Origin of the sequence: Catenulispora pinistramenti (assembly GCF_018274385.1) — a bacterium.
Classification (GTDB): domain Bacteria; phylum Actinomycetota; class Actinomycetes; order Streptomycetales; family Catenulisporaceae; genus Catenulispora; species Catenulispora pinistramenti.
On the sequence record NZ_JAAFYZ010000116.1, the window covers coordinates 1 to 15,003 of the forward strand.

Sequence of the window (15,003 nt, forward strand, 5' to 3'; positions counted from 1 at the left end):
ATCGGGGGCCGGGCTTCGAGCTCGACGCGGTGGGGGCGGACCGGATGGGGATTCGGGAGTCGATAGTCGGACGGATGGCGCGCCATGGCGGGCGGGCCGAGGTGCGGACGGCGCCGGGGGCCGGTACCGAGATCTGGTTGGAGATGCCCGGTGGCTGATTTCGAGCAGAGCATGCCCGGGGCCGACACAAGCCCAGCAGGCCCAAGCCCGGCGAGTTCCGCAAGCCCAGCAACTTCCGCAAGCCCAGCAAGTTCGGCACCAGCCGACTCAGCCGCAGCCGATACCGTGGCGCCGGGCCCCATCACCATCGTCCTCGTCGACGACCACCAGATGTTCCGTGCCGGAGTCCGGGCCGAGCTCTGCCGCGCCGCCGAGGCCGCGGGTCTTTCGATCGACATCGTCGGTGAGGCGGATGACGCTGAGCGCGCTGTAGCCGTCATCGCGGCGGCCCGGCCACGGGTGGTGCTGCTCGACGTGCATCTGCCCGGGGGCGGCGGTGTGGCGGTGCTGGAGCGGTCGCTGGCGGTCGTGCCGGAGGCGCGCTTTCTCGCGTTGTCGGTCTCGGACGCCGCCGAGGACGTCATCGCCGTCATCCGGGCCGGCGCACGCGGGTATGTCACCAAGTCCATCAGCGGCGCGGAGTTGGCCGATGCGGTGCGGCGGGTGGCCGAGGGCGACGCGTTCTTCTCGCCGCGCCTCGCCGGCTTCGTGCTCGACGCGTTCTCCGGCGGTGGTGTGGCGAGCCGCGACGAGGAGCTGGACCGACTGACTCCGCGCGAGCGGGAGGTGCTGCGGTTCATCGCGCGCGGCTACGCCTACAAGGAAGTCGCCCGCGAGTTGGTCATCTCGATCAAGACCGTTGAGACGCACGTGTCCTCGGTGCTGCGCAAACTGCAACTGGCCAACCGCCGGGAGCTCTCCCGTTGGGCGAGCGACCGGCGGTTGGCCTAGGCCGGAACTGGAACTAAAACCAGAGCTAGCGCTAGCGCCAGGGCTAGAACTTCAGCGTGCCCGGCCCGGTGATGACGATCGCCTGGCTGAGGAAGGCCTGGGTCCCGTTGCACGGCTGCCCCGCCGTCGGCTTGTCGACCTCGTCGAGGGCGATGGTCAGCGTGAACGAGCCGTCAGCACCCTTATACGAGCCGGTCCCGGAGCCCGTCACGACCGGGACCTGTTGCGTCACCGTCAGGTTGCCGGAGCAGGTCGCCGGGTCGGTCGGGAAGCGGCCGGCCATCGCGGCGACGAAGGCCTTGTCGATCGAGGCGATGTCGAGGCGGAACGTGCCGTGCGTCAGCTTCAGCTCCAGCTGGCTGTTGTGCTCGGGGTTGACCGAGCCGTCCGGGTTGACGCTGACGGCCTGGCCGTAGTCGGCGACCGCACCGGTGACGATCACCTGCTGGGTGGGGCCGTCGTCGGGGCTGTAGGCGGTCAGGTGGGCGGCGCTGGCCGGTGCCGAGGCGGGCTTCGCCGTGGCGCTGGCGGCCGAGCAGCCGAGGATGGTCAGGCCGGCCAGGGTCACGGCGGCGGTGGTGCTGGCGAGCAGCTTCTTTGTCATGCCCACCAATGTGTCGGCGGCGAGGCGCCCGCGGATCGGGGACGGACCCTGGTCTTGCCCTGATCGAACCCTGATCGAACCCTGATAAGCCCAGCCGGTCCTCGGACGGCCCGAGCACCGGGCGTCAGGGAGGCGAAGCCGATCACGCGCGGATGCCAGGCGCGCGAAAGAAAACGCTGTGCCGCCCGGACCCGGGCGGCACAGCGCGCAGAACCGAGCTACTTGGCAGCCGCCTTCTTGGCCGCCGGCTTCTTCTCGTCGTCGCCGCTGCCGGCGCCGTCGGCCTCGACCTGGCTGGCCGGCACGAACTCGGCGGCCGGGCCGGTGCCGGTCTTGTGGAAGCGCAGCGCCTCCCACAGCGGGCCGGGGATGACGTGTATGCCGTAGTGCGCGCGGTGGTGGTTCGCGCACAGCACCTCGAGGTTACCCGGGGACTCCGCCCACTTCTGGAAGTCCTCGTCGGTCTCGAAGTGCAGCCCCAGGGCCTGCATGATCTTCTTCTCGTCGACCTGGTTGATCTGCGAGAACTCCACGTGCGTGTGGTGCAGTTCCGGCTCGCCGTCGCACAGGTCGTCGTTGATGATGCACTGCCACATGCCCTGCCGCTTCAGCCGCGACTTGGCCTGCTCGAAGAGGTGGTAGTGCGGGTCGTCCTCGCGCGGGGAGTGCTCGGGGACGTGGGTCAGGATGTGGACGGTGAGCATCTGGTCGTGCTCGAGCGTCTTGCCCGTGCCCTTGGACACCGTCGGGTGGGTCGGGGAACCGCTCTGGACCGGCTCGTGCGTGTGCGTGGCGGCCCGGGGAGCGGGCACGGCCGCGGCGGTCTTCTTGGCCGCGGGGGCGGCCTTGGCGGGCTCGTGCTCGCCGGCGGCGGCCGCCTTCTTCGCAGGGGCCTTCTTGGCGGGCGCCTTCGCCACCGCCTCAGCCTTCTGCTCCTCCTGAGCGCGGCGATGCGCTTCCTCCGGGCCGACTTCCTCGTCGGAACTGAACAGCTTGCTCATCCAGCCCATCGGGCTTCTCCCCACCATGCTGACTCGCTAGCGACAACCGCTTAATCGGGGCCGACCCTAGCCCCTCTCAGGGGATTGCATCAAGACAGAGGAAACCACGTCGGCGGCGGTGTCACAGTCCTGAGCCGACACGTCCAAGTGCGTCACGATCCGCAGCAGTTTCGGCCCGAAGGCGGAGATCCGCACGCCCTTGGCGAAACATTCCTTTGCGACCGCCGGGGCGTCGTCGGCGTCGACGAGCACGATGTTGGTCTCCGGGTCGCGCACCGAGGCCCCGGCCGACCGCAGCGCCGCCGCGATCCGGGCGGCGTTCTCATGGTCCTGCGACAGGCGCTCCAGATTGTGGTCGAGCGCGTATTGCGCGCCGGCGGCCAGGATTCCGGCCTGCCGCATCGATCCGCCGAGCCGCCGGCGCAGCGAGCGCGCCTGCTCGGAACGGCCGGGCGGGAGCAGCACCAGCGAGCCGGCCGGGGCGCCGAGGCCCTTGGACATGCAGACCGCCATCGTGTGCGCGATCGCGCCGTACTCCCGCAACGGGACGCCGGTGGCCGCGTGCGCGTTCCAGATGCGCGCGCCGTCCAGATGCAGTCCGAGGCCGAAGGAGTCAGCCAGGGCCCTGATCTCCCGCAGCGTCTCGATGGGATAGACGGCGCCGCCGCCGCGGTTGTGGGTGTTCTCCACCTCCAGCGCGCGGGTACCAACCGTGTATCGGTCGCCGACGCGGATCATCGCGGCGAGGCCGGCCGGGTCCAGGAGCCCGCGCACGGAGGGCAGGGTGCGGGTCTGGATCCCGGCGTGGGCCGCCAGGCCGCCGTTCTCGTGGGCGACGATGTGCGCGTCGGCGTCGCAGATCAGCTCCTCGCCGGGGCCGACCTGCAGCCGGATCCCGATGTGGTTGGCCATGATCCCGGTCGGGACGAACATCGCGTCGCCGAATCCGAACCGGGCCGCGACGTCCTCCTCCAGCCGCCGGACGGTCGGGTCCTCGCCGTACTGGTCGTCGCCGACCTGCGCGGCCGCGATCGCCTCCCGCATCGGCTGGGAGGGCTTGGTGACGGTGTCGCTGCGGAGGTCGATCGGGTGCTGGATGCTCAGGGTCGCCATGCCCTGAAACGTATCGCTCCCGCCCCGGCGAAGCCGGGACGGGAGCCACGGTGGTCCTCAGCGGTGGGCGCGCAGCATCTCCGCGACGAGGAACGCCAGGTCCAGCGACTGGCTGCGGTTCAGCCGGGGGTCGCACAGCGTCTCGTAGCGCTGGTGCAGGGCGTCGAAGTGGATCTCCTCGCCGCCGCCGACGCACTCGGTGACGTCCTCGCCGGTGAGTTCGACGTGGATGCCGCCGGGGTGCGAGCCGAGCGCGTGGTGCACCTCGAAGAAGCCCTTGACCTCGTCCAGCACATCGTCGAAGCGCCGGGTCTTGTGACCCGAGGGCGCCTCGAAGGTGTTGCCGTGCATCGGGTCGCAGATCCAGGCCACCTGGTGGCCCTCGCCGCGCACCTTCTCCACCAGCGCCGGCAGCTTCTCCCGCACCTGCCCGGCACCCATGCGCACGATGAACGACAGCCGGCCGGGCTCCCGGTCCGGGTCCAGCCGGTCCAGGTAGGCCAGCGCGTCGTCCGGGCTGGTCGTCGGGCCCAGCTTGATGCCGATCGGGTTGCTGATCCGGCTGAAGTACTCGACGTGCGCGCCGAACAGGTCGCGGGTGCGCTCGCCGATCCAGATGTAGTGGCCGCTGGTCGCGTAGGGGTTGCCGGTGCGCGAGTCGATGCGGGTCAGCGCCGACTCGTAGGGCAGGACCAGGCCCTCGTGCGCGGCGTAGAACTCCACGGTGCGCAGTTCCTCGGGGTCGGTCCCGCACGCGCGCATGAACTGCAGCGCCCGGTCGATCTCCCCGGCCAGCACCTCGTAGCGCTCGCCGGAGGGCGATCCGGCCACGAAGTCCTGGTTCCAGGCGTGGACCTGCCGCATGTCGGCGTAGCCACCGGTGGTGAAGGCGCGGACCAGGTTCAGCGTGGAGGCGCTGGCCTGGTACATGCGCAGCAGGCGCTTGGGGTCGGGGGTGCGGGCCTCGGGGGTGAAGTCGAAGCCGTTGATCGAGTCGCCCCGGTAGGCCGGCAGGGTGATGCCGTCGCGGGTCTCGGTGCCCTTGGACCGCGGCTTGGAGTACTGGCCGGCGATCCGCCCGACCTTCACCACCGGCAGCGAGGCCGCGTAGGTGAGGACGACGGCCATCTGCAGCAGCGTCTTGAGCTTGGCGCGGATCGCGTCGGCGGTGACCCCGGCGAAGGTCTCGGCGCAGTCGCCGCCGGTGAGCAGGAACGCCTCACCCCGGGCGACATCGGCGATGCGGGCCTTGAGCAGATCCGCCTCGCCGGCGAAGACCAGCGGCGGATACGAGCGGAGCTCGGAGACAGCGTCGGCCAGGACGGCGGCGTCCGGCCACTCCGGCTGCTGACCCGCGGGAAGCGCGGACCACGTGTCTTCGACGGACCCGGCACCGGCCGGATTCCTGACAACTTCGCTCATTGAGCCAGGGTACGCGAAGCTTCGGGGGGTTCCGTGGACGCGTCCAGTGCTTGGGACCCGGGCGTCCGAGCTGCGGATACGCTGTCAGCGCTGGGGATGGGGGTGCCGGTGGGGTGGGTGCGACAGATGGGAAGTCGCTAGTCCAACCGCTAGTCCAACCACCCCGGACGAGCCAGCCCGGACTCATAAGCCAGCACCACCAACTGCGCCCGGTCCCGGGCCCCGAGCTTCACCATGCTCCGGCTGACGTGCGTCTTGGCCGTCAGCGGGCTCAGCACCAGCCGGTCGGCGATCTCCTCGTTGCTCAGCCCGGCCGCGACCAGCGCCAGCACCTCCCGCTCCCGCTCGGTCAGGGCCTTGATCTGCTCGGCCGCCGGGTTCGGGCCGGTGCGCTTGCTGCGGACCGCGAACTCCTCGATCAGGCGCCGGGTCACGCTGGGGGCCAGCAGGGCCTCGCCGGCGGCGACCGCGCGCAGGCCGCGGAGCAGGTCCGCGGGTTCGGTGTCCTTCAGCAGGAAGCCGCTGGCGCCGGCCCGGATCGCCTCGAAGACGTACTCGTCGAGCTCGAAGGTGGTCAGGATCAGGATGCGGACGCCGGACAGCCGCTCGTCCGCGGTGATCATCCGGGTGGCCTCCAGGCCGTCGGTGCCGGGCATCCGGATGTCCATCAGGATCACGTCCGGGGCCACCTCCCCGGCCAGCCGGTACGCCTGGGCACCGTCGGTGGCCTCCCCGGCCACCTCGATCCCGTCCTGCACCTCCAGCAGCGCCCGGAAGCCGGCGCGCACCAGCGCCTGATCGTCGGCGAGCAGGACCCTGATCATGGCTGTTCCTCATCGGTGTCATTGGCGTGATCGGTGGCGTCGGCGTGATCGGTGGCGTCGGCATGGTCGGCGTCATCGGCGTGATCGGTGGCGTCGGTGTGATCGGCGTGATCGGCGGCGTCGGTGTCATCGGCGGCGGACGCGGACGACGCGGACGACGCCGGAAACGGGATGTGGGCATCGACCCGGAACCCACCGCCCGGCTGCGGTCCGGCAGTAAGCGTCCCACCGAACGCGGTCGCCCGCTCCCGCATCCCCGGCAGCCCGTTCCCGCCGGCCGAGGTCTCTCCCAGCGGACATCCGCGGCCGTCGTCGGTGATCCGCAGGTGCAGCCCGTCGGAGCACTCCACCAGGATCGTCGCGCGCCCGGCGTCGGCGTGCCGCACCACGTTCGTCAACGACTCCTGCACGATCCGGTACCCGGCCTGGCTCACCGCCAGCGGCACCCTGTCCAGGTCCCCGACCACGCTCAGCGCGACCTTCAGGCCCGCCGCCTCGGCCAGCTCCACCAGGTGACCCAACCGTCCCAGGTCGGGGGCCGGATCGCGGGGGGCCGCGCCGTCGCCGCGCAGCACGGTCAGCACCGAGCGGACCTCGCCGAGCGCGGACCGGCTGGCGTCCTTGATCGCGGACAGCGCGATCCGGGCCTGCTCGGGGCGGCGGTCCATGACCTCCAGCGCGACGTTGGCCTGCACCGCTATCAGTGAGATCGAGTGCGCCAGCACGTCGTGCAGCTCGCGGGCGATCTGCAGCCGCTCCTCGCTGGCCTGCCGCCGCGACTCCTCCTCGTGCGCCTTGACCTCCTGGTCGCGGGCCCTCTGCACCTCCAGCCCGCGCTGGCGCAGCAGGCGGAACAGCTCGGCCAGCATCAGCAGCGCCAGCAGCCAGCCGGCGGTGAACAGGATCTCGCTGGGGCTGCTGCGCAGCTGGCCCTTCGCGCTGTGCGTCGGCACGAAGATCATCCCGATCGCGAACAGCAGCGAGCCGGTCCAGACCTCGCGGCGGTAGCCGGTTCCGCCGATGACGATCACCGCGAGCAGGGCGTTCAGGAAGATCGGACCGTAGGCGTAGCCCATAAGGAGGTAGAGCAGGGTCGCGCCGAGGCAGACCGCCATCGCGATCCGCGGGGCCCGGCGCCGGTGGTGCAGCGCGACGGGGCCGGCGACGACCAGGACCCAGGCGAACCAGTCCAGCGGCCGGACCCCGTACTCGGCACGCTGGTGGCCGGTGTTGTGCCAGTGGCCGTAGGCACCCCAGGTCCCGACAACGTCGAAGACCAGCACGATCAGCGGCAGCACGACGGTCGAGCGTTCCATCCACAGCCAGGCCAGCCAGGGGCGCGAGGTCGGCTGCGGCTGTTCGGTCATGCTTGAACGCTAGATCAGATCGCGGGCCGCGGGTATCCGTCCAGCGGAGGCTGTGGGGCGGCGGCGGATACTCCGGGTGGAGTATGCGCCGGTCCCGGCCCTGTCGCCGCCAAGGCCGCCAAGGCCTCCAAGACCTTGATGTGCCGCCACACCGGGATCAGCGGCAGCACCCCGAACACCCCGAACGACATGTCGATCACCGACCACCAGAACGGGATGCCGCGGATCGGACCGCAGATGAGCGCCAGCGGGACGATCCCGGCGCAGGCGATCATGCCGAACTGGATCACCCACTTGTTGCGGACCGGGTCGCGCCAGGGCCCGTAGAAGGCCACGGCGATGGTCAGGTGGCCGAAGGCGAGCCAGTCGGTGCCGTAGGCGATGAACGGGTACTCGGCGTTGGTCTGCTTCAGTGCCTCGTGGGCACGGTCGATCCAGGCGGTGAGCCCGGCCGGCGCCGGGAGGTGGTGCAGCCAGGCGCTGAGCCAGCGGGTCTCGGTCTCCAGCGGGAAGGCGGTGACGCCGCTGAGGACCAGGCCGGTGATGAAGAGCGCGAGCCACAGGCGGATCCGGCGCAGGCGTCGGTCAGTGTCCACGAGCGTGAGAGTAGGGCGGGCACGGGCGGCGCCTTTGAGCGAGCGCCGATCGATCACACGTTCTTCACGCGGACACAGCCTTCACGCGAACGCAGCGGCTCTTCACGCGGCCCCGGCGGCTCTTCGCGCGGGCACGGGGTTTCTCACGCGAACGCGGCGGGCGCCGCCGGAAACCGGGGCGCCCGCCGCGCATCAGCTGGTGACTCAGAACTCTGATCTATCCGAAGAAGACCTTGGTTTACAGCGCTTGAACCTTGCGCTAACGGGAGCTTGACCACGCCGCGCCGACGCCATGTGAGGGCAAATTATCTTGGCTACGGATTGTAACCTATTGAGCGTGCGGCGCGACCCTCCACGCTACGCCCCGTCGCATGAGACGCTACTCAGTCACCGAGGCGTTGAGCGCGTCCAGGCCGAGCCGCCACGGGAACGGAGGCCGCGGCCCCGGCGCGCCCGGCACGTGCGGCGTGTTCCCGTCTGCCTCCTCGATGAGCACCCGGACGCCGTCGGCGCGCAGCTGCTCGACGGACCGGGGGAACGCCGAGTGCGCGGCTTGCCAGCTGTTCAGGTGCGGGAGCGCCACCAGCGGCAGCCCCTTGCCGATCCCTTCCGTGATCAGGCCAAGCGCCAACGTGTCGGCACTGCCCGCCGCCCACTTGTTGATCACATTGAAGGTAGCGGGCGCGACCAGGACCGCGTCGGCAGCCGGCAGGACATCCGGCTGCCCGGGCAGCTTGTAGCGCTGCCGCACCGGGTGCCCAGTGAGCGTCGCCAGCTCCTCGAGGGAATCCTCGAGCCACAGCGCTGCCGTCGGCGTCAGGATCAGGCACACGTCCCAGGCGCGGTCCTGCGCCTGCTTGATCGGGTCTGCGATGTCCAGCACCGGCGGCGCGGCGCACGCCACGAGGTAGAGGACCGGCCTGCGTGGCGTCTCAGCGTTTGTCACCCGCCTACTCCAGCGCGTGCGGCAAGGGCTCGCAACCTCCGATCATCTGCCGGTCGGCGCCCGGCGAGCAGCGCGGCGATCACGGCGCGCGACGGGGCCCAGCTCCGAATGTTCTGGGCGTCGTCCCGTTCGGCTTGCAGCAGCAGCCGTAGGGCCGCGTCGGGGTCGCCGGCCCGCTGTGCCGACCGGGCCGTGTCTACGAGGTGGTGGGTGCGCCGCTCGCGTGAGAGCGCCGCGAAGGCCGCGGGGTGGATCCGGGTTGCGGCGTCGATAGCCGCCTCGTAGCGGCCGAGGTCCCCGAGGATCGACGCCTCGTAGACGAGGACGTTGGTCAGGTTGAAGTCGGTCAGCCGGTAGTCGGCGTCAGGGGCGACACCCGCGGCCAGCCGCCGCGCCTCCTCGATTATGTCTGTCGCCAGTTCGGCCTGGGACAGTGCCGCTGCCGCGTAGGCCGCTTTTAGATGGACCATCCCGAGCGCCGACAGCCCTCCCTCGGCCAGGACGCTGAGTTCGGGCCCGTACTCATCGATCGTCCGCTCAGCGATGCCCAAGCCGATGTCGGCGCGGCCGGTTGCGGTGACCGCGTAGACAGCGCTTTGCGCGGACAGTGCGACACCGATGGGGTCGCCTACGGCGCGGGCCCGCATCAACGCCTCGTCCCCTGCGGCCCAGCCGCCGAGGGTGTCGCCTAGCTTTGTCAGGGTGATCGCGGCCAGGTGGCAGACGTCCGCGAGCTGACTCAGTATGCGGGGGTCGCCGGTGCTGTCTTCGGCCGCGCGCGCGGTGTCGATGAGTCGGGGCAGGAGTCTCACCACGTCCTGCCAGCGTCCGGCATGGAATGCGGCATAGCCGTAGGTGGTCTGCTGCGTGACGTCGACGCCTGCCGGGTCGCTAGTAGGGCTCGGGGCCAGCAGCGCCGAGCGCACGGTTTCCACAAAGGCATGCTCGGCGGCCGGCTTGTCGTCGACGAGTTCGGACAGCGGAACCGACAGTGTCGTTGCGAGCTGTTTCAGCAGGCTGATCTTGGGGTCGGATTGCACACCGCCGGCTTCGAAGGCTTTGACCCACGGCAGGCTCTTCGCGAGGGCGGCGGCGAGCTGCTGCTGGGTCATGCCGCGTTGGCGGCGCATGTTCTTGACGCGCTGGCCGATGTCGAGCTCGTCGATGATCGCCCCTGTTGTCGGCACCCGATGGTGACGGTATAGGAACCATATACCTACGGAGCGTGAGTACAGCACTAGCGTCTGATCCGCCAGCTCAGAAGACTACGAAGGAGCCCCGGTGGATCAACTCGAAGCGTGGGCGGTGCGGGGCCGCATCGCCACGGCGGTCAGGAGCGTGCACGAAGCCCTGACCGCACTGGCGCTCAGCAGCAGAGAACTCAGAGATGCGATGACTGAGGCGGTACAGCTCGGCATCTGCGATACGGCCACGCCCGAGACGGAGAGCCGAAATGCAGCCTGACGCGCCCGTGACCGAAGTCATCGTTCTGGACGTCGGCGGCTGGATCTCCGGGCCAGCTGCCGACGTGATCGCCCCGCAGATGGCCCGTGACATCCGTGACGGCCGCGAGGGTGTCCTCATGGCGGACCCGAGCGACCACCACAGCTGCGGAATGTTCTGGCTACGGCCGGTCGGCGGCGGCCGCGAGTGGGACGTGCCGAAGCGGTACCTGCAAATGATCGACAACAGCGATGAGAGCGCCGCGTGACCGTCCGCACCAGCCAGCACGGCGACCTCATTGTGTACGCCGGCCGTCCCGACGAGCTCGCCGCCATCGCCTGCGAGTACGCCAACGGCCGGCGCCCCATGCCGCACGGACTGAGCGCCAGGCTCCTGGCGAACGTCGCAGAGCGCCTGCGCACCGGCTCCTACCCGGCCTTCAACCTGGGGCCGGTGCGCTTCTATCGCGACCGCGCCGACGGCGCGCCGTTCCGTGGCCCCTACGCGCCGGCGCCGGATCCCGAATGGCTGGCGCAGCAGGACGCACGCCTGGGGTCTCGGGCGTGAGGTACATCGAGATCGGCTTTGTCGTGCTCGCCATCACCGGCGTGGCCCGGGCTCGGGTGCACCACTGGCGAGCCGGGCACCGAGCAGACCTTGGGGCGCCGATGCCGCTGATCGTTGACGCTGAGGCGCTAGCTACCTACGACGGCATCCGCCACGAGCTGCGATCTGCACGGAAGGAGGCCGGGCTCTTCCAGGGCGAAGCCGCCAAGCTCTTGTCGATTGGGCAGACGAGGCTATCTGGGTGGGAGACCGGCTCCCAGGAGCCGTCCGTGAACCAGCTGAGCGGGTGGGCCGAACAGTTCAGGCGGCGCCTCGTCATTCTTGATCACAATGGCCAGCCGTGGCCTGAACTGGCACGTCGGCAGCCTGGCTAGAGCCTGGAGCACGTCAGGTGCCGACGCCTGGTTACACCCCTGCGGCGCCGACGCCAGGCGCGCGCTTTGGGCCTCGGCGTCCTCGGGCAGCGGTGTGGCGTCTCCAGCGGCACCATCAGGCGGTGGGAACTGACACAGGTATTGCCGTCTCCGATCGCCCTGGTCGTGTGGGCGCAGCAGCTTGGATGTCGTCCGGCGCTGGTGCTGGACAAGGCACGGCGGCGCACCTGAGACCCCCCACCGCCCGGTCCCCGCAGTCGACCGGGCGGTGGGTTCCAGCAACGTCTACCGAAACCGGCCCACCTCGGGCCACGATGGAAGGAGAGGCCTGATGGCCAGGAGGCCGAAGTTTGACCCGAACAAAGTAGTGATTTCTTCGGTTGGGCGCCTTACGCTTGGCAGAAGACACCCAACCGAGGCCACGATCTAGCCTATGACCTGCTACGAAGCGGCCATCGACCTGTAGGTCTTAACCGAAGAAGACCTTGGCCTCCTCGTAGAGCGACATCGGCACCGTCTTCAGCGTCTTCGTGGCGTCGGCCAGCGGCACCCGGATGATGTCCGTCCCGCGCAGCGCGACCATCTTCCCCCAGTCGCCGTCGTGCACCGCGTCGATGGCGTGCAGGCCGAAGCGGGTGGCGAGCCAGCGGTCGAAGGGCGAGGGGGTGCCGCCGCGCTGGGTGTGGCCCAGGACCGTGGTGCGGGCCTCCTTCTTCGTGCGGTGCTCGATCTCGGCGGCCAGCCGCTCGCCGATGCCGCCGAGCCGGACGTGGCCGAAGGCGTCCAGTTCCCCGGTCTGGATCTGCATCTGGCCGTCCTTGGGGTGCGCGCCCTCGGCGACCACGACGATCGGGGCGTAGCCGCGGGCGAAGCGGGACTCGATCCAGCCGCAGACCTCGTCGATGTCGAAGGTGACCTCCGGGATGAGGATCACGTTGGCGCCGCCGGCCATGCCGGAGTGCAGGGCGATCCAGCCCGCGTGCCGGCCCATCACCTCCACGATCAGGGCCCGGGAGTGCGATTCGGCAGTGGTGTGGAGGCGGTCGATGGCCTCGGTGGCGACATGGACGGCGGTGTCGAAGCCGAAGGTGTAGTCGGTGGCGTTCAGGTCGTTGTCAATGGTCTTCGGTACGCCGACGACGTGCACGCCGTGCTGGTCGCCGAGCACCGTGGCCACGCCCAGGGTGTCCTCGCCGCCGATCGCGATCAGCGCGTCCACCTCCTCGGCCGCCAGGTTCTCCTTGATCCGCTCGACGCCGCCCTCGACCTTCAACGGGTTGGTGCGCGAGGACCCGAGGATGGTGCCGCCGCGGGGCAGGATGCCGCGCACCGCCTCGACGTCCAGCGGCTTGGTCATCCGGTCCAACGGCCCTTTCCAGCCGTCCCGGAAACCCACGAACTCCAAGCCGTAGAACTGCACGCCCTTGCGGACCGCCGCGCGGATCACCGCGTTCAAGCCCGGGCAGTCCCCGCCGCCGGTCAGCACTCCGATGCGCATGGCCACACTCCCTGATGTTCACGATGTGATCTGGGTCACCGTACGATCACCGCCACCGTAACCGCTACGAGGCGGTAACCAGAAGCCGACGATCACCTGCCGAGACACATCGATCACATCAGGTGATCTTCGCGCAGGGGTATGGCAGCCCGGGGGATTACGCCCGCGAGCCGATGTGCGATGGATACCCCGCATGACAGCGTTCGAACATGACGACCACATCGTTCACCAGCCGTCGCGAACCCGGACGCCGCACCTTGTTGGGCGCCACATTGGCCGCCGGGGCCGCGGTGCCGTTGGGGCTGGCATCCCGGGCTTCGGCGGCGACCGGCTCCGCCGCCGCAACCGCAACCGGCCGGGGCACTACCGCCGGCGCGCCGACAAGCCCGACCGCCAAGGCGGCCACCGGCGCCCCGGCGCAGCTCCTGATCCCGCCCCCGACCGGCCCGCACCGGGTCGGCACCGTGGACCTGCACCTGGTCGACGCCTCCCGCCCCGACCCGCTGAACCCGGGCCGCCCGTACCCGCTGATGGCCAGCATCTGGTACCCGGCCCGGGACGCCGACCGCTTCCCCGTCGCACCCTGGATGCCGGCCGGCGTCTTCCAGGCCTGGCTGGCCGGCGTCGGCTTCCCGCCGACCTCCCTGCCGGTCCCGGCCACCGTCGGGCACATCGGCGCCCCGGTGCGCCGCGGCGGACGGCCCCGGCCGGTCATCGTCTTCTCGCACGGCGCGCACGACCACCGCTCCGACACCACCACCGTGGTCCAGCAGTTGGTCAGCCACGGCTACATCGTGGCCACCGTGGACCACACCTACGACGCCTACACGCAGTTCCCCGGCGGCCCGGTCCTCTCCCCCGACTTCACCGACCGGGTCCCGATGTCCCCGAGCGACTTCGCCGCCGACGCCCGCTTCCTCCTTGACGCCATTGAGGAGATCGCCGCCGGCCGCAACCCCGACGTCGACCGGCACCCGCTGCCCGACGGCCTGCCGGGCGCCCTCGATCTGGACCGGATCGGCATGTTCGGCTGGTCCAAGGGCGGCACCGCGACCGCCCTGGCCACCCTGGCCGACGACCGGATCCGGGCCGGCCTGAGCTTCGACGGGCCGATGCAGCCGACCATCACCACCGACCTGGCCAAGCCCTTCATGATGATGAGCGCGGTCTTCACCCGCTCGACCGATCCGGACGCCCAGGAGTTCTGGACCCACCTCAAGGGCTGGCGGCGCTACCTCCAGCTCAACGGCGCCCAACACATCTCCTTCAGCGATTCCGAGGGCCTGATCGGGCCGGCGGCGCAGCTGCTCGGGCTGGACCAGGCCGGGGTGCAGAGCTTCATCGGCACGATGGACGCCGGTGAGGGCGTGCGGATCCAGCAGGCCTACCCGCTCGCGTTCTTCGATCTGCATCTGCGGCACCGGCCCAGCCCGCTGCTCGACGGGCCGTCGCCGAGCTTCCCGGACGTGCAGTTCATCGCATAAGGCAGCGCCCACTGACGTGCGGCAGCGCGTCTGAGGCGCCTCAGGGCACGAGCGGGGCCTTCACCACCCGCTCCCCCGCCGCGCGATCCCCGGTCCACGTCAGCCCGGCGGCGTCCGGACCGATCCGGTTCCACAGCAGCAACGCCAGGTCCGAGGCCGTACCCGCGGCCTCGGACACCGGCTCGCCGGGCCCGTACGTCCAGGACCGGCCGACGTCGGTGGCGCTCAGTTTCAGCGCGGTCTGCGGCTCGGCGGCCAGACCGCGCTTGACCATGCGCGGGGCGAAGAGCTCGAACACCTCGGTGACCGCGTCGGCGGCGAACGGCGGGTCCAGTGGCTCGGCCGTGCCGAGCGCGTTCTGCGCGTCCCAGCGGTGCATCCGGGTCTCGTGCGCGCGCCGCCGCTGCCAGAAGCCGACGGTGCGCGGCATCAGGCTGCTGAAGGTCCAGGCCTCGGTCCCGGCGTCGGTGTCGAGCGCGGTGGTGATCTGGTCGACCGTGCTGAGGAACCAGGTGTGCAGGGACGCGGGGTCGTGCGGGGCGGTGCGTTCCTGGTCGTTGCGGCCGTGCCCCTCCTGTACGGCGGTGGTCACCCACAGGTTGCCGTTGCCGAGGTGGTCGGTGAGCTCGTAGAGCGTCCAGGGGGCGCAGGACGCCACCTGCCGGTCCAGGTCGTCCTTGGTCAGGCCGACGAGCAGCCCGGCGTAGGCGTCCAGCTCGGAGCGCAGCACGCTGAAGAAGTCGAAATCGCCGAAGTCGAAATCATCCATGGGGCGGAAGCTACCCCAGGGACACGGCCGACACGTCCGATTTC

Annotated in this window: 18 protein-coding genes and 1 pseudogene; 8 read left to right on the forward strand and 11 right to left on the reverse strand. The window is 70.4% G+C overall.

Features of this window, described 5'->3' with window-relative positions; translation table 11 throughout:
- A pseudogene (locus KGQ19_RS52980) lies at nt 1-158 on the forward strand (histidine kinase); the annotation flags it as partial.
- A gap of 13 nt (nt 159-171) precedes the next feature.
- Nucleotides 172-951 carry a LuxR C-terminal-related transcriptional regulator gene (locus tag KGQ19_RS28445; RefSeq protein WP_212014476.1) on the forward strand — a complete coding sequence of 260 codons (780 nt, stop codon included), beginning with the start codon at nt 172-174 and terminating at the stop codon, nt 949-951.
- A 43-nt stretch (nt 952-994) separates the two neighbouring features.
- Here the strand turns inward: KGQ19_RS28445 and KGQ19_RS28450 are convergent, their stop codons facing one another.
- The 9 genes from KGQ19_RS28450 to KGQ19_RS28490 all read right to left on the reverse strand — a co-directional run bounded on the left by KGQ19_RS28450 (nt 995) and on the right by KGQ19_RS28490 (nt 10,011).
- A complete protein-coding gene (locus KGQ19_RS28450) occupies nt 995-1,555 on the reverse strand; it encodes a hypothetical protein (protein ID WP_212014383.1) in 561 nt (186 codons plus the stop codon).
- A gap of 218 nt (nt 1,556-1,773) precedes the next feature.
- Nucleotides 1,774-2,556 (reverse strand): hypothetical protein, encoded by a 783-nt coding sequence (locus KGQ19_RS28455; protein WP_212014384.1) that lies wholly within the window; start codon nt 2,554-2,556, stop codon nt 1,774-1,776.
- A gap of 66 nt (nt 2,557-2,622) precedes the next feature.
- Nucleotides 2,623-3,669 (reverse strand): threonine aldolase family protein, encoded by a 1,047-nt coding sequence (locus KGQ19_RS28460; protein WP_212014386.1) that lies wholly within the window; start codon nt 3,667-3,669, stop codon nt 2,623-2,625.
- Nucleotides 3,670-3,726: 57 nt separating this feature from the next.
- A complete protein-coding gene (locus KGQ19_RS28465) occupies nt 3,727-5,091 on the reverse strand; it encodes a class II 3-deoxy-7-phosphoheptulonate synthase (RefSeq protein ID WP_212014388.1) in 1,365 nt (454 codons plus the stop codon).
- A gap of 149 nt (nt 5,092-5,240) precedes the next feature.
- The gene (locus tag KGQ19_RS28470; RefSeq protein ID WP_212014406.1) at nt 5,241-5,915 is read right to left on the reverse strand and encodes a response regulator; all 675 of its coding nucleotides are present in this window, start codon (nt 5,913-5,915) and stop codon (nt 5,241-5,243) included.
- Nucleotides 5,912-7,282: a sensor histidine kinase gene (locus tag KGQ19_RS28475; RefSeq protein ID WP_212014408.1), complete on the reverse strand. Its 1,371-nt coding sequence runs from the start codon at nt 7,280-7,282 to the stop codon at nt 5,912-5,914. Before KGQ19_RS28475 ends, KGQ19_RS28470 begins: the two co-directional genes overlap by 4 nt.
- 14 nt (nt 7,283-7,296) lie before the next feature.
- On the reverse strand, nt 7,297-7,878 hold the full coding sequence (locus tag KGQ19_RS28480; RefSeq protein ID WP_212014410.1) for a hypothetical protein: 582 nt from the start codon (nt 7,876-7,878) through the stop codon (nt 7,297-7,299).
- A gap of 379 nt (nt 7,879-8,257) precedes the next feature.
- On the reverse strand, nt 8,258-8,824 hold the full coding sequence (locus KGQ19_RS28485; RefSeq protein WP_212014412.1) for a flavoprotein: 567 nt from the start codon (nt 8,822-8,824) through the stop codon (nt 8,258-8,260).
- A complete protein-coding gene (locus KGQ19_RS28490; protein WP_212014414.1) occupies nt 8,821-10,011 on the reverse strand; it encodes a helix-turn-helix domain-containing protein in 1,191 nt (396 codons plus the stop codon). The genes KGQ19_RS28485 and KGQ19_RS28490 overlap by 4 nt, the downstream gene beginning before the upstream one ends.
- Before the next feature lie 94 nt (nt 10,012-10,105).
- Between KGQ19_RS28490 and KGQ19_RS28495 the strand changes: the two genes are divergently transcribed.
- From KGQ19_RS28495 to KGQ19_RS52985, 5 genes are read left to right on the forward strand one after another with little or no spacing between them, the layout of a single operon-like run.
- Nucleotides 10,106-10,288 (forward strand): hypothetical protein, encoded by a 183-nt coding sequence (locus tag KGQ19_RS28495; RefSeq protein ID WP_212014416.1) that lies wholly within the window; start codon nt 10,106-10,108, stop codon nt 10,286-10,288.
- A complete protein-coding gene (locus KGQ19_RS28500) occupies nt 10,278-10,535 on the forward strand; it encodes a hypothetical protein (RefSeq protein ID WP_212014418.1) in 258 nt (85 codons plus the stop codon). The genes KGQ19_RS28495 and KGQ19_RS28500 overlap by 11 nt, the downstream gene beginning before the upstream one ends.
- Entirely contained in the window at nt 10,532-10,834 is a 303-nt protein-coding gene (locus KGQ19_RS28505) for a hypothetical protein (RefSeq protein ID WP_212014420.1), read from the forward strand. Before KGQ19_RS28500 ends, KGQ19_RS28505 begins: the two co-directional genes overlap by 4 nt.
- The gene (locus tag KGQ19_RS28510) at nt 10,831-11,208 is read left to right on the forward strand and encodes a helix-turn-helix domain-containing protein (RefSeq protein ID WP_212014422.1); all 378 of its coding nucleotides are present in this window, start codon (nt 10,831-10,833) and stop codon (nt 11,206-11,208) included. Before KGQ19_RS28505 ends, KGQ19_RS28510 begins: the two co-directional genes overlap by 4 nt.
- A gap of 39 nt (nt 11,209-11,247) precedes the next feature.
- Nucleotides 11,248-11,439: a hypothetical protein gene (locus tag KGQ19_RS52985; protein ID WP_368862175.1), complete on the forward strand. Its 192-nt coding sequence runs from the start codon at nt 11,248-11,250 to the stop codon at nt 11,437-11,439.
- Between the two features lie 238 nt (nt 11,440-11,677).
- On the opposite strand, the gene KGQ19_RS28520 is transcribed toward KGQ19_RS52985, so the two are convergent.
- Nucleotides 11,678-12,706, reverse strand: a complete 1,029-nt coding sequence (locus tag KGQ19_RS28520) for a 6-phosphofructokinase (RefSeq protein WP_212014426.1) — start codon at nt 12,704-12,706, stop codon at nt 11,678-11,680.
- Nucleotides 12,707-12,915: 209 nt separating this feature from the next.
- On the opposite strand from KGQ19_RS28520, the gene KGQ19_RS28525 reads away from it, so the two are divergent.
- Nucleotides 12,916-14,190, forward strand: coding sequence for an alpha/beta hydrolase family protein (locus KGQ19_RS28525; protein WP_212014428.1), 1,275 nt, complete (start codon nt 12,916-12,918; stop codon nt 14,188-14,190).
- A 40-nt stretch (nt 14,191-14,230) separates the two neighbouring features.
- Here the strand turns inward: KGQ19_RS28525 and KGQ19_RS28530 are convergent, their stop codons facing one another.
- Nucleotides 14,231-14,959 carry a maleylpyruvate isomerase family mycothiol-dependent enzyme gene (locus tag KGQ19_RS28530; protein ID WP_212014429.1) on the reverse strand — a complete coding sequence of 243 codons (729 nt, stop codon included), beginning with the start codon at nt 14,957-14,959 and terminating at the stop codon, nt 14,231-14,233.
- Nucleotides 14,960-15,003: the final 44 nt, after the last annotated feature.

What these genes read in the sequence shown, in the direction of transcription:
- KGQ19_RS28450 (WP_212014383.1), bottom strand. Translation starts at nt 1,555, where the DNA reads ATGACAAAGAAGCTGCTCGCCAGCACCACCGCCGCCGTGACCCTGGCC.
- KGQ19_RS28500 (WP_212014418.1), top strand. Translation starts at nt 10,278, where the DNA reads ATGCAGCCTGACGCGCCCGTGACCGAAGTCATCGTTCTGGACGTCGGC.
- KGQ19_RS28465 (WP_212014388.1), bottom strand. Translation starts at nt 5,091, where the DNA reads ATGAGCGAAGTTGTCAGGAATCCGGCCGGTGCCGGGTCCGTCGAAGAC.
- KGQ19_RS28525 (WP_212014428.1), top strand. Translation starts at nt 12,916, where the DNA reads ATGACGACCACATCGTTCACCAGCCGTCGCGAACCCGGACGCCGCACC.
- KGQ19_RS28475 (WP_212014408.1), bottom strand. Translation starts at nt 7,282, where the DNA reads ATGACCGAACAGCCGCAGCCGACCTCGCGCCCCTGGCTGGCCTGGCTG.
- KGQ19_RS28530 (WP_212014429.1), bottom strand. Translation starts at nt 14,959, where the DNA reads ATGGATGATTTCGACTTCGGCGATTTCGACTTCTTCAGCGTGCTGCGC.
- KGQ19_RS28520 (WP_212014426.1), bottom strand. Translation starts at nt 12,706, where the DNA reads ATGCGCATCGGAGTGCTGACCGGCGGCGGGGACTGCCCGGGCTTGAAC.
- KGQ19_RS28470 (WP_212014406.1), bottom strand. Translation starts at nt 5,915, where the DNA reads ATGATCAGGGTCCTGCTCGCCGACGATCAGGCGCTGGTGCGCGCCGGC.
- KGQ19_RS28445 (WP_212014476.1), top strand. Translation starts at nt 172, where the DNA reads ATGCCCGGGGCCGACACAAGCCCAGCAGGCCCAAGCCCGGCGAGTTCC.
- KGQ19_RS28460 (WP_212014386.1), bottom strand. Translation starts at nt 3,669, where the DNA reads ATGGCGACCCTGAGCATCCAGCACCCGATCGACCTCCGCAGCGACACC.
- KGQ19_RS28455 (WP_212014384.1), bottom strand. Translation starts at nt 2,556, where the DNA reads ATGAGCAAGCTGTTCAGTTCCGACGAGGAAGTCGGCCCGGAGGAAGCG.